A 24,343-nucleotide genomic window follows, 5' to 3' on the forward strand; every position below is an offset into this window, starting at 1 on the left:
CGGAAAGGGGGAGGGCATGCCTTTGACAAGATTCAGGACCGCATATTACTTTGTAGGTGCGCTTGATTTCTGATCTGACCAAAGGGCAGGTTTTCCTTTGGACTCATGCTCTATAGCATGTTTAACAACAAGACCTGACTCAGCCATATAGTATCGGCAGCCCGGAAGATCCCACATAGGATTACCGGTTAAGCATAGATCTGTTGTTGCCTATATAGCTTGTTTCCGGTAGGGTTGGCCAGTTACAGAAAACGCATGGTTTTCCTGTAACTACGTGAAGTAATGGTGTGGAAAAATGATCAGGAAAGCAGGAAAGTTGGGGACAATGCCAAAAGCTGTTTTTTCATAATTGCTTCCCATTGAACGACAAATTGCCGAAAGACCGGAATAGGTGAAAGCGATAACATTGGCTTTAAAAAAATGATGAATACTTCGGACAAGGGGTCTTTCAGGAACAAAACTTTTGGGAAGCGCTTCACCTATTTCCAAGATTGAACTTTGTTGAAGAATGGCATCAGACCCGGCCAGTTCCAGGGTTATACGGCTAGATGGACCCAAACTCTCTGGAACATCTCCTGCCCAATCGCCCAGCGACCCTACAAGATTCAGAACTAAGAATAAGATTACTAAAACCCTCATAAGAAGTATTTGCTGCTAAAGCTAGGAGAAATAACCAATATTCTAATGGGGCCCCGCAAGTTTTTTGAATAAAATCCACTTGCTCCCGACCCACAAGAAAATGAATTCTCCAGATTGGTATTTTTATTGGACTACAGCTATTTTTACCATACTGCCGGGATTAAATCAGGAACCCATCTAGGACTCATTCTTTAAGAAAGGGGTTAGCTAATGAAGCAACTTGCTCTCAGCAGAGGCCTGAAGACCTGTTGACCATTTCGGTATAGGAACGATTGGCAGAGGGAGCCATGCAACAAGCAAAGTTGTTGCATGGCATTTGAAAACTATTCCGTTAAGAAGAAATGAATAAAAAAGTTGAAAAAACTGTTTCAATAAACAAAGCTCCTTTCCAAGTTTGGGAATACCTGACTAACCCAATTCTAATGAAAAAGTGGATGAGGGAACCTGAAATGAATGTTGAAGTAATGACGGACTGGAAGGTTGGGAATCCTGTTCTTATAAAAGGCTTCCATAATGGCTGTTGGAAATACAAATCGAAAATTTTCCAACCGGGTCAATCCATAAACATTTAGACTTTTACTGGCAGGGAACAGCCAACGTATTAAAAAACCTTATTGAACAGGAAGAATAAAAAACTCCTCAAGCAATGAATAATCAGTCAAAGCCAGTTCCCGTTTACCGGATTTGATCTTATTGGCTGCATGTTTGTCTGTTACCGCGAAGGAAGGACAGTAATTCCGGGGCATAACTGACATGTTGAATACCGGAATCACTGGGGTGTTCCCCGTAGGCAAAATATGCTGATCAGTCAACAGGTTTATATGCAATGGCATCCACTTCAACCAACATATTATCTAGTGCCAGCATGGGCACAGGAATCAATGTACTGGCCGGGAATTCATTGTTGCTCCAGACCTTCCGCATCTCATCTGACCAGATGGCAAGCTTCTCAGAATCGTGATTGACAATCAACACCGTGATTTTAAGAACGTCTTCCGGGTTTAACCCATATTCTCCAAGTACGGTCTTTAAGTTCAGAAGGGCATAAGTCACCTGGGTTCTAAAATCCCCGGAAAGGGTATGCTCTAAATCTTCAGCACCACTTTGTCCGGATATAAAAATGTACTGTCCGTCTTTATCGGCTGCACTAGTTGAGTGGGAAAAAGCATAGGGAGTTGGGTCAAATAGCTCTTTGGGGTTTTTATGGAGTACATGGCTCATTGTATTGTGATTTATGGTGTTTTTTTGCTGATCCGGTTCTTTACAGCCCAATATCAGTCCGACAAGAATTGATGCTAAGACTACAGTCTTCTTTATTTTCATTTTTTGGTTGTTTAACTTTTGAGCTGGTTTAACTTTTGTTTTTTTTGAGGTTGATCAGCGTCACCGAAAACAGGATAACAGCTATTCCGCCCCATTGCAAGGCTTTGATTTCTTCATTGAGTAGTAAATAGGCACTTAAAACTGAAACGGGGATTTCCAAAGCCGCGATAATACTCCCAAAACCGGTTCCGGTTTCGGGAAAGCCCTTATTGAATAGGATGGGAGGAAGAATAGTCCCAAAGAAACCAAGAAAAGTACCCCATTTCAAAAAAACAATCCAGTTAAACTCTTCCAGCAGTTGAACGTTCCAAAACACTACAACTGCCAAAAGCCCTCCGTATACCAGGTATGTGCTTCTCTTAAGCGTGGGCAGTTCCAGGGAAATTTTGTTGGAGGCATATATTGCGGCGGTATAGCTTAAAGCGGCCAACAGGCCAAAACCAATTCCGGTAAAATTGACGGTTACAGAATCCTCAAAAACCTTTGCGGCAAGCATGGTGCCTACAATGGCAATAATAGAACCTGTTACTTTAGTTTTATCAATGCGTTCCCTGCCAGTAAAAAACTCCAAGACCACCCCCATCCATATCGTTTGCATGAGTAGTACAATTGCTACCGATACAGGAACATATTGTATGGATAAATAGTAAAAACTGCTGGTTAGCCCCAATGATGTTCCAAAAAGCATCAATTTCAGCTTTGGATAAATTGAAGCGGTTTTATTTTCAGGCTTTCGGGAAAAGAACAATGACAAAATACTCAGTAGCAATGCTCCAAAAAGGAACTGGGAAAACGTCAATCCGGCAGTACCGATACCTCTGTTGTTCGCAAATTTCACGAAAGTGGCCAGTATACCATAGCTTGCCGCTCCAATTGCAATGTATACTGCTCCTTTTAGCTTGTTGTTCATTCTGAAGAATTTTGTTTAAGTGCAAGACCAAGGTTTTTTTCTCATGGGGAAAGTACTTATGACCAGTACTTCCGTTCGGAATAGCTTTTTGCCACCAACGGACTACTTACTTTTTGGAGCATCAACCTGCTTTGAAAGCCTGTTGGCAGCACAGTAGAACATGGGGTTAAAGTGATATGGCATTTCCCATCTTGATTAAGTTAAAATTAGAGGTCAAAAATAATCAGGCTACCACGCTGAGACCTTTACATATGTTGAGTGGGTAAAACAATTACCGATTTTTGCCGACAAAATTCTACTCAATTGTGTTGGTGTATTATCCGGACGGCTGGGTCAAATCTGCCAACTTTTATAGCCTCCCTGCGGGTTAAATTCCGGAAGCAATTTATTTCTGATTTGATAGAATAATGAGGGCAGAACCGATCGCCCCCTCTTTAAGAGTTTATCCCGATGGAACAATCCCAATGACTTTGCACGGGGATTCTGACAAATACAACTAGTTCCTTTTCTCTACTGACATAGGGCTGTCACCGACCGGATTTAAGTTTGCATCATATCAAATTTTAAACAGTAATAAAATGACAAGAGTTACCGGCAAAAGTTTTAATCCAATCGAATTTCCAAGACCTACAATGATTTCAGTTAATGGCGTGGTACTGGAAGTATTTGAAGCAGGTCAACAAAATTCAGGGAAAGCTATCGTTCTCTGTCACGGTTTTCCGGAGCATGCATTTTCATGGCGTTATCAGATACCGGCTCTCGCTGCAGCAGGCTTCCATGTCATTGTCCCAAATCAACGTGGCTATGGTAACTCATCCCGCCCGACCGAAGTAACAGAGTATGGTATAGAACACTTGACCGATGACCTTATCGCGCTTCTCGATCATTATGGATATAAGGATGCCACCTTTGTCGGTCACGACTGGGGTGCTAATATCGTTTGGAGTTTGGCACTATTGCATCCTGAGCGGGTAAATAAAGTAATAAACCTGGCTTTGCCTTATCAAGAGCGTGGAGAAAAGCCATGGATTGAGTTGATGGAAGAACTAGTTGGAGCAGACTTCTATTTTGTTCACTTCAATAGACAGCCTGGAGTAGCAGATGCTATAATGAATGAAAATGTATTCCGCTTCCTGCGTAACATATTCCGCAAAAACATACCCATCACTCCCCCTGAACCCGGAATGCTTATGATCAATCTTGCAAGGGCAGAAAAACCACTTGGGGAGCCCTTAATGGATGATAACGAACTGTCTGTGTTCGTTTCTGCTTTCGAATCATCCGGGTTTAACGGAAGTATAAATTGGTACAGAAACCTTGATAGAAACTGGCACTTAATGGCGGACGTAAAACCAATCATTCATCAGCCGACCCTTATGATATATGGTGAACAGGATACGATTCCAAAGTCCGAAAACCTTAAAAACATCGTTCCCAATCTGGATATTGTCAGTCTGGATTGTGGTCATTGGATTCAGCAGGAAAAACCTGAGGAAGCAACCCAATCAATTTTAAATTGGCTAGAACAACAGAATGCTTACTAAGGATATAGAAACATATTACCCTCAAAGCCGAACAGATTGGAGGCAATGGTTGGAAAAAAACCATCGGTCCAAACAGGCTGTCTGGCTTGTTTATTACAAGAAAAAGTCCAGTTTCCCTTCATTAAGCTGGAGTGAGGCCGTTGATGAAGCACTTTGTTTTGGTTGGATTGACAGCACAAAAAAAACGATTGACGATTTTTCGTTTATGCAGTTTTTTAGCAAACGTAAACCTAAAAGCAACTGGTCAAGAATCAACAAAGAAAAAGTTCAGCAACTCATTGACAGCAAAAGAATGACAATAACGGGTTACAAAAGCATTGAGGCTGCAAAACAAAACGGCTCCTGGACAATTTTAGACGAAGTAGAAGAACTCTTAATTCCAAACGACTTAGAATGTGCACTCGAAAAGCATAAGGGCTCAAAAGATTATTTCCTGGGTTTTAGTAAATCGACACGAAAAATAATATTAGGCTGGCTTGTCGCTGCCAAACGACAAGAAACCCGACAAAGACGCATTGACGAAGTGGTGGAAAGTGCAGCTAAGAACCTTAAACCGAAACACTTGCGATAGATAAGACACAACACGTTGTAGCGCTTTGCAAGTTGATCAAATGCTTTGAAAAGGACATAGGTCTGTGGAGCATGGGATAGTCACGCGAGATTCTCCAGAATTGCGTTCGGGAAAGTCCATCCTGTTTATTTCCTCACGGGACAGGTTATGTCTATTAAGTGAATTACCCACCCACGGCAGAGCCGATTATAAGCCGTTTAATAATTGCTGTACCAAATATTTTTTTGATTTTCCGGGTGATATTCTGGGAGTAAAATGCACTTTTATACTAAAAGAGGTATTCTATGGAAATATTGGAAAAAATTGACGATGCTGAAATAACATTCTCTGAAAATTTTGAGGCAGCAGAAATATATGAACAGATTTTTCCCACTGTGGCAAAATTTATTAGTTCCAGAGGAGGTTCATTTGAAGATGCAAAAGACATTTTCCATGATGCATTGGTGATTTTCATTGAAAACAAGACTAAAAACCCTGAATACAAAATAAAATCCAACAGCGCGTATATTTTGGGTATTTCAAAATATCTATGGATTAGAAAATTCCAAAAAGAAAGTCATAGTATTTCTTTAAGTAATATGGAAAACGAAGTCGAAATACCAGTAGATTACTTTCCGACAACAAACAATAAGCAACTACTTGATTTTTTGAAGATCGCCGGAAAAAGGTGTCTGGATTTGCTTCGTGTTTTCTATATCCAACAATTACCGGTAAAAGAGATTGTTAAGGACTTAGGCTATGCACACGAACATTCAGTCAGTGTACAGAAATACAAGTGTCTTGAGAAAGTGAGAAAAACCGTAAAAGAAAAATCCATGACTTATGATGACTTCACAGAATAACACAAGACTAATTGAAAGATATCTTAGCGGAAAGCTTTCTCACGCAGATAGGTTTTTATTTGAAGCAAAGCTGGTTATTGACCCTGATCTAAAGAGAGATCTTTACTTCCAGAAAAAAACACACCTATTGATAAAAATGTATCACAGGCAGAAGTTAAAAGAAGAATTTGAAGCCTTACATCATCAACTATTCAACAACCCGGATAAAATAGATTTCCAGCGAAGGATACACCAATTATTTAAATAACAATACTTATGATACAGGCGAATGTAATACCAATGGTGATAGATAATTCCGGCAATGGGGACCGTGCCTATGATATTTATAGCCTTTTGTTAAAAGAGCGGATTATATTTCTTAACGGTCCTATAAACCAATCTGTTGCGAGCATAGTAGTTGCCCAATTATTATATTTAAATAGCGTTAATCAAAACCAGCCTATCAATTTATATATACAAAGTCCGGGAGGGGAAGTCTACTCGGGTTTAGCCATTTACGATACAATGAAAATGATTTCAGCTGCGGTATCAACCTATTCTGTAGGATTTACAGGTAGTATGGGGACATTTTTATTAAGTGCAGGAGAGCCCGGCAAACGTTTTGCGCTCCCTCATGCAACTATTCATATGCACCCGACTGGAGGGGGGACCAATGGTTATACAGAGGATGTACGGATAGCTACCCAGGAACAAGAACGGCTTCAAACACAGATTTTTCATTTAATGGGTAACAACACTGGACATACATGGCAAGAGATTGAAGATTATTTCATAAGAGATAAATACCTAAATGCGCAGGAAGCCAAAAACTTTGGAATTGTAGATGAAATACTCGGTGATGCAAGTGACATTGTTATTCTAAATAAACTTAGGCCAGAAGTGAACCTTATGTTTAGGGAAAAACAAAATATTGAATCTATAACTACTTAATCTAGTGGGAAAAGGCTTGTAACAATTTGTAAATGTTATAGTGGATAATCATCAACCTGAATGATAGTGCTTCTACCAACATTTGTCAGGCGGATAATCCTTGGCTTACCTTTAAACGAAAATATGACGGACAGACAACTGACACAAATGTCCCGGTTAATTGAAACGCCAACGAAAATAAGAATATGGACAAATTTGAAATTACCATAGAAAATGTTGTTGAAGCGGAAAACAAACTTTTTTCGGCTCAACTTGTAAGTAATGTGGACATTCTTGACCAGCTTTTGCACGATGATCTGATTGCAGTTGCACCGACAGGACAAATTGTAACCAAAGAGATGGACTTAAACTCACATAAGGCGAAAACAATGACTATTGAAGATGCTTCAACAGAAATTGACGCCATTCAAATAACGGGCGACACCGCACTTTCAATCGTTACTATGACAGCGAGAGGTGAAATGATGGGAACACCCTTAGAGGGAAAATTCAGGTATTTTAGAGTTTGGAAACGCTTTGATGGAACGTTGAAAGTTATCGGAGCAAGTTTTATGCAATTACCTTGAATTAAAAGTGGACAAGAACCATGTATCCTTTAACTTCATGGAAACTAGAATTACCTGAAATTCCAGTGGAGAAGAAATACCTATTACCACAACAACTGGATTTTCGTGGTTTGTCTAGCATCAGAAATGAATCCCTCTGAACTCCGGAAACCCCACTCACTTTCTTAAAAATACCCTAGGACCGACTGTTAAGAATCAGTTCACCGAGTTGTACTAATCTAGTGAGTGCCTGTCCCGGGATATTTTATCCTGGGAACAGAGTGTGCCGGGAAGCCAGCTTCCAGGGTAGACAAACTTCTCACAATCCAACAATGCGACTATCTCCCCTCCAGCTGGCTTTTTGATTAGGCCAATAGGAACTTCAATAAGTAAGATCAAATGCCTTTAAAAATTCAGATCAGATCAGGCTTCGTCTCCGGATGCTTTTCCCAATACTGGACAATGGAGGGCATGTATTCATCGCTTTCGATGGTGCCTTGTAAGTCGGCTTTTTGGCCTTGGTAAAGATAGATTTTATTGTCCACGACCTTCTCTACAGTCAGAGCTTCTTTTTCTAATAGGCCTTTTACTTTTTCCCAATCCTGCGGATCTGTAATAAAAGTTTCAAACCGGATATAAAATTCCTCTCCGATGGGAGGGATGGGGTAATCACTTGGAATCTCCGTGCTGATCAAAGGGTCTGTGGGAAAAATGATTTTCATGGTTGCGGCAATTTTTTGATTTTTTAAAACTAACTATGATTGCCTAGAAAGACAACCTATTTTACCTTATACCACCTGAGACGGTAGTTCAGCGCCGATTGCAGGAGCGAACTGTAAAACAATTATCGGTGGATCTTAAGCAGAAGTTTCCGGATTTGGGGTTGTCTCCACGCAACTTGTGGAATATGAACCGCTTTTATGAAAACTACTATCAAAAAGATAAAAAACTGCAACAAGCTGTCGCAGTTTTGCAGTGGGGGCACAATCTACTTTTGCTTGATAAAACACAATCGTCTGATGCCGTAAGTTTTTATGCCGGCCAAACATTGGCAAAAGGGTGGTCTAGAGATCTATTGCTTAATGCCATTAAAAAGGACACCTTCGGTCAGGCGCTAAAGCAGCTGAAGGCAAACAACTTCGGACAGACTCCTCCTGAAACCCATGCCGACTACGCCAATGAAGTATTCAGAAGTACGTATAACCTTGGGTTTTCAGGCATTACAGAACCGATGAAAGAACTGTAGCTTGAAAACCTTTTGATCGCCAAAATCAGGGCTTTTATAATCGACCAGGGCAAAGGATTTAGCTTTATTGGAAATCAAGATGGCTGGAATATAATGGATGGGAATATTTTGTGGATATGCTTTTCTTTTACAGAGGATTACAATCTTTAGTGGAAATAGAATTGTTATGAGAGCCTTTAAGGTAGAATATATAGGTAAAATGAATCTATATCTTTCTCTGCTGGACAGGTTGGAAAAGGGAGAAAAAAATCCTTTCAAAGGCATTATTCTTTGTACGGACAGGGATCATCTAGATGTGGAGATCGCCTTGCAGGATATCAGCTTTTACTTCAGAAAGAGCAACTTAAAATATTGATTGTAAATGAAATTAACGATTATGAAAAGAGTGATCTTCGGGAACTGATTTTTCTAAAAGCTCCAAATAAGCTCTTCTTCTTCTCTTTGCCAGGATCGACTGTTACGGACATGTCCAGTGGACATTTTTGTAAGGAGTGGCCAGACTGAAGCAAAATGGGGTGGGATCAGAAACGTATCGGCACGAGGGTTGGTGAGGTAATTTATTAACTGATATCTGAATAATTAAAATCTTATAATTAAAATTTTTGACAAAATGGAAAGCGGACAAAACAATAAAAAGAACTATTGGAAATTCTTTGCGATGATTGCTACTTCCATGATCGCAATGTTTCTGTTAATGTACACTCATTCTTACCAAATTATCGACCACTTTTGGTTTAGTGAAACTCGATTGTTTATGACCATTATTATGGGTAGTTCTATGCTAATTATTATGCTTCTCTATATGCTGGACATGTATAAAAGTAAAAAGATTAACATTGCAATAGTTGGATTAGGAGCTTTAATGATACTTGGAGCAATTTGGTTGGTAAGAAGCCAAGTAACTATCACTGATACTGATTATATGGAAGGGATGATTCCACATCATTCGATTGCAATATTAACAAGCGAAAGGGCAAAAATCAAAGACATAAGAGTTCGGAAACTTGCGGACGAAATCATCAAGGCTCAACGCAAAGAAATTATGGAAATGGAATGGCTGATTAAGGATATTGAAGAGAATGGAATAGTAGAAACAGAAGCAGAAAATGAAAATAGACCTGTTCCAAAATTTGAAGGAAAGTTGGATAAAGAAACCAAAAGCATTGAAAGTAAATAAAAAGGCAGCTACTAATCCTCTCCAATACAACCGGACTAGCCTGGTATAGAGGATATTTTAAGGAGGAACTCAGCCAAGATCAAATCAACCGAATATTGAATAATTTGATGGCAATAAGGTAATCGTAGGCCATACATTACAAGCAGAAGTAACGAGCATTTTCGATGGAAAAGTAATCGGTATAGACATAAAGCACCCCAAGGGCTATCAAAAATATTGGCCATTTCATGAATCAGAAGGGCTACTAATCTCAGGCGATAAGCTATACAGAACAATGCATGATGGTACGAAGGAAATCCTGTGAAAAAGCATCTTTTTAGCAGGTAAACCTTCCCGTTATAGTACTCCTGCAGCAGGCAAACATACGGCTAGGAACGGAAGTTGTATTCCTGATGGTGATATTACGATAAACTATACCAACGCCCATGCTGGAATTTACTGAGAAAGGCATTTATTGTCCGAGAGCCGATGTGTACATCGACCCCTGGAAGCCGGTGAAGAATGCCCTCATCACACACGGACATAGTGATCATGCAAGATTTGGCAATGGACATTACCTCTGTCATCAGGATACGTTGACTATTCTTCGCCTAAGGTTGGGGCCGGATATTTCTGTTCAGGGCATAGCTTATAACCAAACAATTTCCAAAAATGGGGTAAAGATCAGTCTGCATCCTGCAGGGCATATTATCGGTTCAGCTCAGGTCCGTCTGGAATATAAGGGTGAGATATGGGTGGTTTCAGGAGATTATAAATTGATCCCTGATGGGCTAAGCGTCCCTTTTGAGCCGGTGAAATGTCACCATTTCATCACAGAATCCACGTTTGGTCTTCCTATCTATAATTTCCCCGCTACTCAAAAGGTTTATGCCAGCATCAACGGATGGTGGAAGCAAAATGCAGCGGAAGGATTCAATTCGGTTATCATCGCCTACGCCTTGGGAAAGTCCCAATCCATTCTCCATCAGTTAGACCAAAGCATCGGGGCGATTTTTCTCCACGGAGCTGTGGCAAATGTCACCAATGCATTCCAGGCAGAAGGTTACAATTTTCCGGGGACCTGGGTCACACCCGAGACGGATCGAAAAACCATAAAAGGAGCTATGATCGTAGCACCGTCTTCCGCCTTATCCACGCCGTGGATCACGAAATTCTCCCCTTCCCGCAAGGCCGTGTGCAGCGGATGGATGCAGCTGAGAGGGGCCCGAAGACGGGCAGGGGTGGACCGGGGATTTGTTTTGTCAGATCATTGTGACTGGGCACAGCTCAATGAGGCTGTTCTGGCTACCGGAGCCGAAAATATCTACGTCACCCATGGGTATCAGGCTACCTATGCAAAATGGCTGAGAGAGCGTTATGGACTGAATGCCACGGAAATAAAAACACAATTTGAACCTGCAACCGGAGACCTTGAATGAGTTATGAGGGCATTTACCAAAATGTTTACGGCCGTGGACCAGACTACGAAAACCAACCAGAAAATCCTGGCTATGGTAGAGTATTTTACCTTTGCGAAGGAAGAGGACAAGATTTTCGCAGTATCCATTTTGATCGGTAACAAACCTAAAAGACCTGTGAAAACGGCGGAGCTGAAAGTATGGGCCGCACAACTGGCGGACCTGCCTATGTGGCTTTTTGAAGAGTCGTATTACACGGTGGGAGACCTGGCTGAAGCCATAGCTTTGATGCTGCCTGCTCAACAAAGTGAGCATCATTTTACCCTAAAAGATACTTTGGAGCTTCTTTCCCGGTTGACTGATCTGCCATCTGATGAAAAGAAAAAACTGATCATATCCTATTGGATGGGTGCCCCGCTAGAGGAGAGGTTTGTATTCAACAAGCTTATCACGGGAAATTTCAGAATGGGGGTCTCCCGTCAATTGGTGATCAAAGCGCTGGCTACCTATTTGGGTCAGGAGCAGACCTCCATTGCCCACCAATTGATGGGGAAATGGAATCCCTACGAGGAATCCATGGCCTCCATGTTTTCGGAAGAAAGCCACCTGGATAAACCGTACCTCCCATATCCTTTTTTCCTGGCCTATCAACTGGATACCGATGCGGAGAATCTCGGGCCAATCAGTGAATGGTACATAGAGAAAAAACTCGATGGGATACGCGGACAGATCATTGTCAGAAACGATGGGATTTTTGTGTGGAGCCGGGGGGAAGAACTATTGACCGATAAATTTCCTGAGTTCAGATCCCTGCAGACTTCCCTTCCCAACGGTACGGTGATAGACGGGGAAATAATCCCGTGGAAAGATGACATTCCATTGCCTTTCCAGGTGATGCAGACCAGAATCGGTAGAAAGAATATCTCGCCCAAATACCTAAAGGAAGTCCCCTTGGTCATGGTTTGTTTCGATGTTTTGGAATGGGAAGGAGAAGATTTGAGGCAAAAAAATCTGGTGGACAGGCGGGAGGTGCTCAAGAAAATTGTTTCCGAGCATACAGAGGGGAAGTTATTGCTTTCGGAAGCTATGGAGTTTAATGATTGGCAGGAAGTAGCGGCTTTTAGGAAAAATGCACGGGAATTCCATTGTGAAGGGGTGATGCTTAAAAGAAAAAGCAGCACGTACGAGGTAGGCAGACGGAGAGGAAACTGGTGGAAGTGGAAAACAGATCCCATGACCGTAGACGGGGTATTGCTCTATGCCCAAAGCGGCCACGGAAGGAGGGCAAATTTATTCACAGATTACACGTTTGCTGTTTGGGACGGAGATCTTCTGGTGCCTTTTGCCAAAGCCTATTCGGGATTGACGGATAAGGAAATCAATGAGCTGGATAATTGGATAAAAAGAAATACTTTGGAAAAATTTGGTCCGGTACGAAGTGTGAGACCTGAGTTCGTATTTGAAATTGCCTTTGAAGGAATCAATTCCAGTTCTAGGCATAAGTCAGGTGTCGCACTCCGCTTTCCTAGAATCCTACGGTGGAGGAAGGATAAATCCGCCAAAGCGGCCAATACTATAAATGACTTGAAGCAATTAATAGAAGCTCAAAATCCATGAACCCCTTTGCAGATGTATGGTTTTCTGACCAAGGCTGGACTGCCCATGACTTTCAAAAAAAGACCTGGGATGCAATTGCAAAGGGGCGATCCGGCCTGCTCAATGCCCCTACAGGATACGGCAAAACCATGGCTATTTGGTTTGGGGTACTTTATCATTACTACATTCAGAGAAAAGTAAAAAAAGGAAAGGATACGCGAAAACTCCATTGCCTTTGGATCACGCCGCTAAGGGCACTGTCCAGTGAAATCCATTCGGCTACCAATCTGGTCAGTGCTGATATGGCTTTGGATTATGAGATTGGCTTGCGTACCGGGGATACTTCCACCAAGCTACGGCTGCAGCAAAAGAAAAAACCTCCCCAGGCACTGGTGACCACCCCCGAAAGTGTTCATATCCTGTTGGCGGGCAAAGGCTATACGGAGTATTTTTCAGAGCTGGAATTTGTGGTAGTGGATGAATGGCATGAACTCATGGGCAGTAAAAGAGGTGTGCTGGTTGAGTTGGCTTTGAGTCGCCTGAAAGCACTTAATCCAAAGCTGAGGATCTGGGGGATTTCTGCTACCATCGGCAATCTGGAAGAGGCTAAAGAAATTTTGCTGGGTCCGGAAAACAAAGGGGTTATGATCAAATCTGCCATTAAAAAGAAGCTTAAGATTGAAACGTTACTTCCCGATGTACTGGAGCGTTTTCCCTGGGGCGGTCACTTAGGAGTTCATATGGCCGAAAAGGTTATCCCGTTGATTGAGCAAAGCCAATCCACGTTGCTTTTCACCAACACCCGGTCCCAGGCAGAAATCTGGTATAGGCAGGTACTGGACCTGAAGCCAGACTGGGCAGGTGTGATTGCCCTTCATCACGGTTCGCTGAGCAATGAAATCCGCGTTTGGGTGGAGGCTGCGCTCCATGAAGGTAAATTGAAAGCTGTGATTTGTACCAGCAGTCTGGATCTTGGTGTGGATTTCCGACCCGTAGATACAGTGGTGCAGATAGGATCGCCAAAGGGCATAGCGCGCTTTCTCCAGCGGGCAGGGCGAAGTGGGCATCAGCCAGGCGCATTGAGCCGTATCTATTTCTTACCTACGCATTCGTTGGAGATTATGGAAGGAGCTTCATTGAAATTTGCTGTGAAGGAAGGGATGATGGAACGGCGTATCCCTTATGTCCGCTCTTTTGATGTGCTGATCCAATACCTGGTTACCTTGGCGATTTCGGAAGGATTCAAAGCCGAGCAGACCTACGAAGAAGTGAAAAGCACGCATTGTTTTTCTTCCGTCAGCAAAGATGAATTCAACGAATGCCTGTGGATGATTACCAAAGGCGGGCGTTCACTGGGAGCCTATGATGAGTTTCATAAAGTCGTGGCTGATCAGGGAGTTTACCGTGTAACCAACCGTAAAATCGCCCACAGGCATCTGCTCAACATAGGGACAATTGTGAGCGATGCAATGATGCAGGTGAAATTCATGAGCGGAAAATACTTGGGGACCATAGAAGAGTGGTTTATTTCCCGGCTGAAGCCGGGAGATGCATTTTGGTTTTCCGGAAAAAATCTGGAACTGATCATGGTAAGGGAGATGCAGGCAATTGTGAGAAACAATTCCGGCAAAAAAGGTGCAGTTCCCTCCTGGATGGGAGGAAGGTTGCCTCTTTCAGTGGATCTTGGCCGGGCATTGCGGCATTCCATGGACATGATCCACCAGCCAATCACCCGGAGAAATCCCGAACTGCATTTTTTGCTCCCCTTGTTTTCCAAGCAAAAAGAGCTCTCTGCACTTCCTGCTGAGGGCACACTTCTAATCGAAAGCATCCAGACCAAGTATGGGCATCACCTTTTTGTATATCCCTTTGAAGGGAAATTTGTACACGAAGGAATGGCGGCTGTAATTGCTTTTCGCCTGAGTAAGGTAAAGCCGGCTACATTTAGCATTGCTACAAATGAATATGGGTTTGAGTTGTTAAGCGATACACCCATACCTGTGGAGGACGCTCTGGAATCGGGACTTTTCACCACGGATGATTTACTTGATGATATCCGGTTGGGGATCAATACTACCGAAATGGCGCGCAGAAGATTCAGGGATATCGCAAGCATTGCAGGTCTGGTTTTTCAGGGATACCCGGGCAAACCTATTAAGACGCGGCATCTTCAGGCAAATTCAGCCTTATTCTTTTCCGTTTTTGAAGATTATGATCCGGCCAATCTCCTGCTCAGACAGGCATACGATGAGGTGATGGATTTTCAACTGGAATCTGCCCGTATGTATGCCGCTTTTGAAAGGATCAGTGCCCATGCGGTTAATTTGACCTTTCCTTCTAGGCTTACACCCTTTTCTTTTCCTATTTTCGCAGAATCCTTCCGGGAGAGGTACAGCAACGAAGACTGGCAGACCCGCTTGGGTAAACTTAAAGACCGGCTGGAAATATGAGTGTTGCCGGATGAACTATGGATTTTTATTACAAAGAAGAATTAATACAGTTATTACCACAAAAAGCCGCTTTTTTACCTGAAAATCGGCTACTTGTAGTTGCAGACATCCATCTTGGGAAAGCATCACATTTCCGAAAAGCAGGAATTATGATTCCATCGCCTATACTATCGGCTGACCTCCAGCGCATGGATGAATTGATCACTGCCTTAAATCCTGCGACCGTCGTGTTTTTGGGAGATTTATTCCACAGTAGCTTCAATAATGAATGGCTGGAACTGAAGGAATTTCTTCTGCGGTATCCAGCTGTCCATTTCATCCTGACTAAGGGAAATCATGATATTTTACCTGCCTCAGTGATGGAGGATACCAGCATAAGGGTGGTAGATGAATATGAAGTGGGAGAGCATCTACTTTTCACCCATGAGCCCCAAGAGAGAGGGCGAAATGGACGACTGATCATATCTGGTCATATCCACCCAGGGGTGTTGATAAAAAGCAAAGGCAGACAAAGCTACCGGTTGCCCTGCTTCTATTATCACAATGGGAATTTGATCCTGCCTGCCTTCGGTCACTTAACTGGCTTACATATTCTCAAGAAAGCATCCGGGGTGAAAGTCTTCCCGGTATTTTCAGATGAAGTCATTGCCTTGTCTTAGAAATGATTCTGTGGGTGGTCCTAACCTAGGTCTGTAAATTATGCCTATTCCCCAAAAACCGGGACTGTCTCTGCGATAAGCTCCTAGAATTCTGATTCTCCGAAAGCTGGATCCCAGTGAGACTGATTACCTGAACTGGAGAGCTCTTTTTTTATATTATAGGTAGTTAGGTGTTTAGGGTGCAAGGGAGCGCGAGGGAGTGGACAATAAGTTTTTCCTTGCAGAAAGAGGGGATGCTTTTACCCTTCAAAAGTATCGTAGGGAATTGCTTCAACACGATCGATCCAGATCAAGAGAGAGATTTCGAATTGGTAAATTACATATCACCCACCTTTCAATTCAATTTTCCAGAGGTTGAAACATCTGGAAAGAAAATGAACCGTTCCTTTGGGACTGCTAAGAAAAGTACTGGCAACAATGCCTGTAGGCAGGCAATTCAATCCTGATTACAGACGAAGGCTTTTGCTTAAAGGCTGAAGGAGGGAGGAGGCAGTGCTATTTTTGCAATAGGGAAACCAGGCAATGCTGAGGAGGATTTGAGGTTCAGTGTGAAGTTATTTAAATACCATTAGACAATTCTTATCTCTTATTGGGAATATTTAGCTTTTGTAAATTTATGTAGTTAATAATATGTATTTTGATGCATTTATTATGTATTTAATATTTTAATAACAAAAATCATCATTATGGAATGGATACTTGTAAAATAAGTGTTTGGTCTAGATAGTTTTATTTAATATATTTCGATTGTTTAACAGATATACCATGTCTCTTTTTTTTGCGAGACCTAATTTTGTTTTATAAATGTTGAACAATTGAATAAATCCTATATGGGATACTTTTCGGGTTTTACGGAGTGTTCTATATACGATGTCGAATGGCGTAACCACAAGGATAAATGCATCGAAACCGAGCTTTTTACTAAAAAAACTATATAATTTAATCAATTAACTTTTTACCAAAAAAAACGTCTATGGAAGAATACTTAGCAGTTATCAAATTGTTTGCCGGAAATTTCATACCCCGGGGATTCATGGCATGTGATGGTCGGTTATTGGCCATATCGCAAAATTCCGCCTTGTTTTCACTATTGGGCACCCAATATGGTGGAGATGGAGTGACAACTTTTGCGTTGCCTGACCTTAGAGGTAGAGTGCCATTAGGCCCTGGGCAGGGACCTGGATTGTCTAACAGAACATTGGGCGAAATGTCAGGAACTGAGAACAATACCTTGCTTGTCCCAAATATTCCGCCGCACAACCATATTGCAGGCTTAAACGATGCCGCAGTTACCGTGAAGGCCTCTAATGTCGAAGGAACAGAGCAGATTCCGGGTACCAATGGTGCAACAACCCTAGGAGCAAGCACCAATGGAGGAAGAGGGATTAACATTTATAATGCAGAGGCCCCGAATGTGGCTATGAACACAGGGGCTACTGTGACTGGCAATGTGACAGTTGGTATTACAGGCGCCGGACTTCCGGTCAATAACATGCAGCCGTATACTGCACTCAATTATATTATTTGTGTTTCCGGAATATATCCTTCTAGGGAATAACTCCTTGTATACCTTTTAATTTCAAGTTTCAGGCGGGGCTTCGGTTCCGCCTGATTTTACTTTTACCAATTACCTATCTAATTAACAAAATTGTTTTCCAGAGCTTCTGGAACAATAGGCTAAAAATTTAAGAGATGTTTATTGCTCATTGACATTTTGGAAGTAGCAACTATGGAAAAATTTTACAAAACTAATTTCAGAAAGTTCTTATTCCTAGTGATGGGACTTTTTTATACTGCCCAGTTATATGGCCAAACGTATACCGAAACTTTTGATGATGGCCCAGATGCAGTGACTTCTTTAAATAGAACTATCGGGGGAACTGTGTTTAATTTTTTGTTTACCGGCGATGGTGATGGGGGAGACTTTGCATTCCTTCCGAATTATGGTGAGTCAAATGGCCCTTCATTGGATCTGAGGTCCTTTGCTCCTAATTTAGGTACAACTGAAAAAGTATTAATTGCAAGAAGTGATGGCCAACTTTTTGTTTTTACAAGTTTATTTGTGCGGAATGATACAGGAACCTCTATTACAGTTCAGGGATATAAATCAGGATCACCTGTGGGAACTTCCAGCATTGTTGCTACCGGACAGGTTATCACAGTCAATTCCGGAACTTTGGTGGATCAAATCCAACTTACCGCAACCGATTTTTGGAATGTCAACATAGATAATTTCACTTGGAGCGTGCCAGTTTTCTCTGCTCCGACGGTCACCACTTCCGCGGCAATATCGGTTGATGCCTCATCCGCTACACTTGGCGGAAATGTAACCGCTGATGGTGGTGCCACTGTGACTGCCAGAGGATTTGTATATTCTGCAAGCGATGCTACACCCACTTTAGGTGAAGGTGGTGTGGCGAATCTAGCATCTGGCAGTGGTACAGGGACTTTTAACGTCTCGGCGACAGGACTGAATGCTTCAACTACTTATTATTATCAGGCATATGCAACAAATAGTGTAGGCACGGTGTATGGTGGGGTTCAGAATTTTACCACCACTGCTTTGCCAGTGCTGTTAAGCACTAATCCAATACTGTCTTTTTCAAGTAATAGCGGTTTTGGGGACAAGATTGCCGGAGACGGGGATGGTGGATCAGTGCCGATTAGCGACATAAATATACAAGCTTACCCTATCAATAATACAGGTACGCATCTTAATACCGGCCTGTTGGAATACCACGATGGTTCTGAGCCCGATTGGGTAGGTTACCCAGCTATCATTGTATATGGAGCCGAATCAAATACTACATTTTACGGGTGGTCTATTAAATCAGAAAGTGGGGCTGAATTCTCACTAAACAGTTTGGATTTTCATGATTGGGGAAATTATAATGGGGCAGATTTTACGGTTGAAGCCTACAAAGATGGGGCATCTAAAGCTACTTATGACTTTGCGGGAAATACAGATGGTTCATATGTATCATTATCCAATCCTGGAAATCTTCCCACTGAATTCTCTGACGTAGATGAAATTAGAATTTATCAGGCTGACGGTGCGGATTCCTATATAGCAATCAACAATATTGGGGTAGGTACTCCGGTCCCAGCATTACCCAATTCCGCACCAGTTGCCACCGCGCCTTCGGCTCCTACAGTAAATGAAGACGAGACCAATGTGGCATTGGCAGACAATATACAGGTAAATGATGCTGATGGGGATAATCAGTCTGTGATCTTTACTGTCACAGGTGGAACTGTATCCTTGGGGACCTCAGGCATCAGCTTCAGCAGTGGCACAAATGGCTCAGCCAACTTCACGGCTTCCGGTTCACTAGCCGATATCAATGCGGCTCTGGATGCTGCTACTTTTACCCCTGCACCTAATTTGTACGGCACCAATGCTGGTACGATTTCTTTTGTTTCAAATGATGGAACAGCCAATTCCAATAACGCTTCGGTAACTTTTGCTATTGCGGGGGTCAATGATGACCCTACCATTACTGGATTGCCGTCTTCGGTTACTGTTACTGAAGATTCTACAGAGGACCCTTTTAATATTTCAGCAGCCACAATTAGTGATATAGATGCGGAAAGTGGACAACTGACACTTAAGTTGGAAGCAACAGGTGGTGTATTTGATATAGCGACAGGAACAGGAATCACGATTTCTGGCCACCTAACAGGTTTATTAACCCTGACAGGTAACTTGACCGATTTGAATAATTATATCAATGTGCCTACCAATGTCTATTTCAGGCCAGATGCCAACCTCAGTGGAACCGGCGCAGCTTCAGTAAACGTATCCATAAACGATAACGGGAATACCGGGTCTGGTGGGGGGACGGATATTTTCATAAGCTCAGTCAGTATCAATATTACCCCAGTTAATGATGCACCAGAAGCAGTTGATGATAATTATGATGTAGATGAAAACACTCCACAGACAGGGAATGTATTGGCAAACGATTCTGATCCTGAAGGTAATACGCTGACCGCTTCATTGGTAACCGCCCCGGTAAACGGAACAATTGTGTTAAATGCAGATGGAAGTTTCACCTATACACCAAACGATGATTATAGCGGACCGGACAGCGTGGTATACCAGGTTTGCGATAATGGAACTCCGTCTTTATGTGACACGGCGACTGTCTACTTTGATGTTCTGGAGACAGTAAACAATTCACCTGTGGTGAGCAATACAGAAGGTCATGTTTTCTGGAGAGAAGGGAATCCGCCTACCATATTAAAACCTTTTATTGTTGTCAGCGATCCGGATGGGGATAATATCACTAAAGCAATACTAACAAATTTATCCTCTGTAGCTGGTGATGAACTAAGTGTAGCTTCTCCCGGGCCTTATTCAATAGACTACAATACAAGTACAGGGGTGCTAACCTTGACAGGAACAGGAACAGCGGCTGAAATGCAGGCTGCCTTAAGAACCGTTATCTTTAGAAATTTCACAGATGACCCTGGGTTGGGCAACACTAGAAATACCCGAATTGTAAGTGTCTTTGTTGAAGATGAGAATGGTGCTACCTCTGATGCTGTTCCTAATCCTGGGATCTTTGTAACATCGATCAATGATGCGCCCTCAGTTACACTTCCCGCCAGCATCAGCATCATGGAAGACGAAAGCTCACCTCTGACAGCAATCAGTTTTACCGATGCAGATGCAGGCTCCTTACCTGTGACTGTGCTGTTCACTGTAGACAGTGGAACCTTGTCTGCAGATTCAGGAGCAGGAGTAACAGTGGGAGGATCCCCGACTTCCTTACTGTTGGAAGGTAGCATCGCTGATATCAATGCCTATGTAGCTTTGGAAAATCTGGAGTTCACAACCGATGAGAATGCAACTTCCGAGGTACAGCTGAACATTGACATCAATGACAATGGTAATACAGGTAATGGTGGGGCACTGAGTGATCAAGCAGATGTTACATTAACTGTCACAGCAGTAAATGATGCTCCTGTAAACACTGTTCCGGGAACGCAGCAAACTGATCAGGACGCAGCTCTAGTTTTCTCCAGTGGTAATGGAAACCTGATCAGTGTAAGTGATGTGGATGCGGGATCAAATGAAATGCAGGTCACACTTACCGCCACCAATGGATTGGTTTCCTTATCCGGTACTGCTGGTTTGAGTTTCTCGGTAGGATCAGGAGTAAATGATGGTACGATGATGTTTGTGGGCACCATTGATGATATCAATACGGCACTTAATGGAGTTATATTCAGCCCAAATGCAGGGTATAATGGCCTTGCAAGCCTTACTATCTCATCCAATGACCAAGGTTTTTCAGGCTCAGGTGGTGCACTGACCGATACTGATGTAGTTTCAATAACTGTAAACTCTGTCAATCCAATTGTGACTTTAGTCACAAGCAGTGCTGTAAACGGTCCTTATAAGGTCGGAGATGAACTCTCTATTTCTGTCAATTTTGATCAGGCTGTTACTGTAAATACAACAGGAGGAAGGCCATTCCTAACGTTGGAAACAGGAAGTACGGATCGGGAAGCAGATTACGTGAGCGGCTCCGGAAGCAATGTTTTGATTTTTGACTATACCGTCCAGCAGGGAGATGTCTCGTCCGATTTGGATTATACAGCTCCAAACGCATTCGTACTTAACGGTGCTTCTATAGAAAATATTTCAGGGGATGCTGCAATAATCAGCCTTCCTCCTGCGGGATCAACCAATTCCCTATCAGGACAGAAAGAAATAATGATTGATGGAGTAATTCCAACTGTTACCAACGTTTCCGTACCGGCAAGTGGGACCTATTCCTCAGGTCAAAACCTTGATTTTACGGTGAATCTATCAGAAGCGGTAGTGGTGAATGGAAGTCCTCAGATAAGTATTACAATTGGTGCAAGTACTGTCCAGGCAAGTTATGTATCAGGTTCTGGTACAAGTGCCCTGGTCTTCAGATATACCGTTCTACCCGACGATCAGGATAATGATGGGATTGCCGTAGGCAGTTTGTCACTTAACAGCGGAACTGTAAGGGATGCCGCTGGTAACAACGCCAACCTCACATTAAATAGTGTAGAGGCTACCGATCAGGTATTGGTGGATGCGGTTGCCCCAAGTGGCTATTCTGTTTCATTTGAACTGGGTACACAATCAATCATTAATACCGTCAATGTCGGAACAATAGCATTTGAAGGATCAGCACTAGAAATCGGTTCTACGCTCAGTTATGAATTCAGCTCTTCAACCAGTGGAACACCGATCACTGGAACAGCATCAGTAAACTCGGAAACTCAGATTTTTGACAACGCAGGGGCAGGGTATGACTTGACATCCTTGGGTGATGGAACCATTACCCTAGCTATCAGTTTGACTGATGATGCGGGAAATGTTGGGCCGGATGTGACTACTACAGTCACAAAAGATGCCACTGCTCCAGCAGGCTATTCAGTGACTTGGGATGATGCGTTAATCAATGCTGCTGAATCTTCAAATACTTCATTCACTCTTGCAAATGCAGAAGTAAACACTACCGTCGATTATAGCATTTCGAGCAGTGGTGATGGCGGTATAGCGACTATCACTGGTTCTTTGCCTATCAATAGTTCAGCGCAACAGATCCCTGTGGATGTTAGCACATTGAGCGATGGTATTTTGACACTTGAGGTTATCTTAACAGATACTGGGAATAATGAAGGGGCTGCAGTCACCGCATCTAATGCAACTTTGGACCAAACACCACCGACAAGTCCTTCCACACCTGATTTGACAGATGCGAGTGATACAGGTGTAAGTAATACCGATAATATTACCGCAGATAATACACCTACATTCACAGGAACTGCTGAAGCCAATGCTTCCGTGGAAGTATTCGGTGATGGAAGTTCTTTGGGTACCACCGCTGCTGATGGCTCTGGGATTTGGAGTTTTACTTCTTCTTCCTTTGCAGATGGGACTTATGCAATCACCGCTACTGCAACAGATGCAGCAGGAAACATTAGTTCACCTTCTGCAGCTTTGTCCATCACCATTGATCAAAACGAATGTAATGCCCAGGCTGATTTCATTATCAGTCCTACTGAAGGCTGCACTAGTCCATTGACGGTTTTCTTTACTGATCAATCCACCTCTCCTGATGTGTGGGCCTGGGACTTTGGGGATGGATCCTCAAGTTCTGCCCAAAACCCTATTCATTCTTACACGGCTTATGGGGAATTCACAGTTAAACTGACGGTGACAGATACGGTCTATGGATGTTCTTCTACAATTGAAAAAGTTGTCTCTAATTATGAGTTAAGTCCTGAATTTACTTCGAATACAACATTTGGTTGTGGTCCGCTAACAGTAGACTTTGAAGACTTATCTGTTGGGGCAGAAAGTTGGGATTGGGATTTTGGGGATGGAAATACTTCAACTGATCAGAATCCATCCCACATTTATGAAAATCCTGGTGTTTATGCTGTAGCCTTAACTACAACCGGTGGCTCTTGCTCCAAAACAATAACAAAGACCAATTATATACAGGTAATAGGCCCTGATGTGGATTTTTCTTCGGATATCACCGAGGGATGCGGGCCTCTTACTGTGGCATTTACAAATAGTACCATTGGAAGTGCTCCTATAATAGGATGGGCATGGGACTTTGGAGACGGCGCTACTTCTACGCAGCAAAACCCAACCCATGAGTATGCCAGCGCTGGAACCTACACAGTCAAATTAACTGTAAATGACTTAGATGGTTGTTCCAGAACCCTGACAAAGACAGATCTGATCCAAGTTAATGTGTTGGAAGCTTCAATAATACCATCCAACGTGACTTGTAACGGTGGATCTGACGGGTCCCTAACAGCCACTCCTGATGAAGGCTTGGCGCCGTTTACCTATCAATGGAACAATGGAGCATCAACGGAAACCATAAATGGACTTTCTGCAGGAAATTACTCCGTGATAATCACTGATGCAAATGGATGTTCGGTAACCAAATCAGTTGTCCTTACTGAGCCAACTCCTGCAGCTCTAGCTACTTCAAATCCAACCTCAGTAAGCCACTCAAGTGCAGAACTGGGGGGTGAATTATTGAATGGGTTGGATTGTGCGCAGGAAACAGGAATTGTGTATGCAACCACTTCCAATCCTGATATTTCAGATTCCAAAGTTACAATGACTTTGACAGGCAATTTATTCAGCGAGGTTGTTACAGGCTTGCAGGTCAATACTGCTTATTATGTTAGAGCCTACAGTACTAACCTAAATGGAATTACTACCTACGGCAATGAAGTGACTTTTACCACGTCGAAAAAGACACTTGAAATCACAGCTGTTGCCGGGCAGAATAAAATCTATGGTGAAGCTGATCCTATATTCACCTATACAGCTTCTGGTTTTGAAGGAGGGGATGATGAAAGTATTCTGACAGGAACTCTGACGAGAGCTGTAGGTGAAAATGTCGGATTCTATCCAATTCAGCAGGGAACCTTAGACGCAGGGGCTAACTACACAATTGATTTTACAGGTGCAGACTTTGAGATCATCCCCGCAGC

20 protein-coding genes are annotated in these 24,343 nt (G+C 42.7%); 15 read left to right on the forward strand and 5 right to left on the reverse strand.

Going from position 1 to position 24,343, the window contains the following annotated elements; genetic code table 11:
* Nucleotides 1-270 precede the first annotated feature (270 nt).
* The 4 genes from AS141_RS03205 to AS141_RS03225 all read right to left on the reverse strand — a co-directional run bounded on the left by AS141_RS03205 (nt 271) and on the right by AS141_RS03225 (nt 2,872).
* Nucleotides 271-639, reverse strand: a complete 369-nt coding sequence (locus AS141_RS03205) for a hypothetical protein (protein WP_057936159.1) — start codon at nt 637-639, stop codon at nt 271-273.
* Between the two features lie 611 nt (nt 640-1,250).
* The gene (locus AS141_RS27210) at nt 1,251-1,385 is read right to left on the reverse strand and encodes a hypothetical protein (RefSeq protein ID WP_262480990.1); all 135 of its coding nucleotides are present in this window, start codon (nt 1,383-1,385) and stop codon (nt 1,251-1,253) included.
* Nucleotides 1,386-1,443: 58 nt separating this feature from the next.
* Nucleotides 1,444-1,962: a RidA family protein gene (locus tag AS141_RS03220; RefSeq protein WP_198293481.1), complete on the reverse strand. Its 519-nt coding sequence runs from the start codon at nt 1,960-1,962 to the stop codon at nt 1,444-1,446.
* 28 nt (nt 1,963-1,990) lie between these two features.
* Complete coding sequence (locus AS141_RS03225; protein WP_057936162.1) at nt 1,991-2,872, reverse strand: EamA family transporter; 882 nt, start codon at nt 2,870-2,872, stop codon at nt 1,991-1,993.
* A gap of 578 nt (nt 2,873-3,450) precedes the next feature.
* On the opposite strand from AS141_RS03225, the gene AS141_RS03230 reads away from it, so the two are divergent.
* The 6 genes from AS141_RS03230 to AS141_RS03255 all read left to right on the forward strand — a co-directional run bounded on the left by AS141_RS03230 (nt 3,451) and on the right by AS141_RS03255 (nt 7,325).
* Nucleotides 3,451-4,416: an alpha/beta fold hydrolase gene (locus AS141_RS03230; protein WP_057936163.1), complete on the forward strand. Its 966-nt coding sequence runs from the start codon at nt 3,451-3,453 to the stop codon at nt 4,414-4,416.
* Nucleotides 4,406-4,987, forward strand: a complete 582-nt coding sequence (locus AS141_RS03235; RefSeq protein ID WP_057936164.1) for a YdeI/OmpD-associated family protein — start codon at nt 4,406-4,408, stop codon at nt 4,985-4,987. Before AS141_RS03230 ends, AS141_RS03235 begins: the two co-directional genes overlap by 11 nt.
* Nucleotides 4,988-5,271: 284 nt before the next feature.
* Entirely contained in the window at nt 5,272-5,829 is a 558-nt protein-coding gene (locus tag AS141_RS03240) for an RNA polymerase sigma factor (RefSeq protein WP_198293482.1), read from the forward strand.
* Complete coding sequence (locus tag AS141_RS03245; protein WP_157243371.1) at nt 5,810-6,076, forward strand: hypothetical protein; 267 nt, start codon at nt 5,810-5,812, stop codon at nt 6,074-6,076. The genes AS141_RS03240 and AS141_RS03245 overlap by 20 nt, the downstream gene beginning before the upstream one ends.
* A gap of 8 nt (nt 6,077-6,084) precedes the next feature.
* Nucleotides 6,085-6,759, forward strand: a complete 675-nt coding sequence (locus AS141_RS03250; RefSeq protein WP_057936166.1) for a ClpP family protease — start codon at nt 6,085-6,087, stop codon at nt 6,757-6,759.
* 185 nt (nt 6,760-6,944) lie between these two features.
* Complete coding sequence (locus AS141_RS03255) at nt 6,945-7,325, forward strand: nuclear transport factor 2 family protein (protein ID WP_057936167.1); 381 nt, start codon at nt 6,945-6,947, stop codon at nt 7,323-7,325.
* A 392-nt stretch (nt 7,326-7,717) separates the two neighbouring features.
* On the opposite strand, the gene AS141_RS03260 is transcribed toward AS141_RS03255, so the two are convergent.
* A complete protein-coding gene (locus AS141_RS03260) occupies nt 7,718-8,026 on the reverse strand; it encodes a hypothetical protein (protein WP_057936168.1) in 309 nt (102 codons plus the stop codon).
* A 128-nt stretch (nt 8,027-8,154) separates the two neighbouring features.
* Between AS141_RS03260 and AS141_RS26985 the strand changes: the two genes are divergently transcribed.
* The 9 genes from AS141_RS26985 to AS141_RS26995 form a co-directional block, all read left to right on the forward strand.
* Nucleotides 8,155-8,550 (forward strand): DUF1016 N-terminal domain-containing protein, encoded by a 396-nt coding sequence (locus tag AS141_RS26985; RefSeq protein WP_232424801.1) that lies wholly within the window; start codon nt 8,155-8,157, stop codon nt 8,548-8,550.
* 166 nt (nt 8,551-8,716) lie between these two features.
* Entirely contained in the window at nt 8,717-8,905 is a 189-nt protein-coding gene (locus AS141_RS26990) for a PDDEXK nuclease domain-containing protein (protein ID WP_232424802.1), read from the forward strand.
* A gap of 255 nt (nt 8,906-9,160) precedes the next feature.
* Entirely contained in the window at nt 9,161-9,727 is a 567-nt protein-coding gene (locus tag AS141_RS03275; protein ID WP_057936171.1) for a DUF305 domain-containing protein, read from the forward strand.
* Between the two features lie 425 nt (nt 9,728-10,152).
* A complete protein-coding gene (locus tag AS141_RS03280; protein WP_057936172.1) occupies nt 10,153-11,145 on the forward strand; it encodes a ligase-associated DNA damage response exonuclease in 993 nt (330 codons plus the stop codon).
* A 3-nt stretch (nt 11,146-11,148) separates the two neighbouring features.
* A complete protein-coding gene (locus AS141_RS03285) occupies nt 11,149-12,741 on the forward strand; it encodes an ATP-dependent DNA ligase (RefSeq protein ID WP_057936173.1) in 1,593 nt (530 codons plus the stop codon).
* Complete coding sequence (locus tag AS141_RS03290) at nt 12,738-15,170, forward strand: ligase-associated DNA damage response DEXH box helicase (protein ID WP_057936174.1); 2,433 nt, start codon at nt 12,738-12,740, stop codon at nt 15,168-15,170. Before AS141_RS03285 ends, AS141_RS03290 begins: the two co-directional genes overlap by 4 nt.
* Before the next feature lie 17 nt (nt 15,171-15,187).
* On the forward strand, nt 15,188-15,829 hold the full coding sequence (gene pdeM, locus AS141_RS03295; protein ID WP_057936175.1) for a ligase-associated DNA damage response endonuclease PdeM: 642 nt from the start codon (nt 15,188-15,190) through the stop codon (nt 15,827-15,829).
* A gap of 973 nt (nt 15,830-16,802) precedes the next feature.
* Nucleotides 16,803-17,387, forward strand: a complete 585-nt coding sequence (locus tag AS141_RS03305) for a phage tail protein (protein ID WP_057936177.1) — start codon at nt 16,803-16,805, stop codon at nt 17,385-17,387.
* A gap of 171 nt (nt 17,388-17,558) precedes the next feature.
* Nucleotides 17,559-24,343, forward strand: a 6,785-nt coding sequence (locus AS141_RS26995; RefSeq protein WP_157243372.1) for a PKD domain-containing protein, incomplete at its 3' end; no start/stop codon positions are given.

Source organism: Algoriphagus resistens (assembly GCF_001442615.1).
In the GTDB taxonomy this organism is placed as follows: domain Bacteria; phylum Bacteroidota; class Bacteroidia; order Cytophagales; family Cyclobacteriaceae; genus Algoriphagus; species Algoriphagus resistens.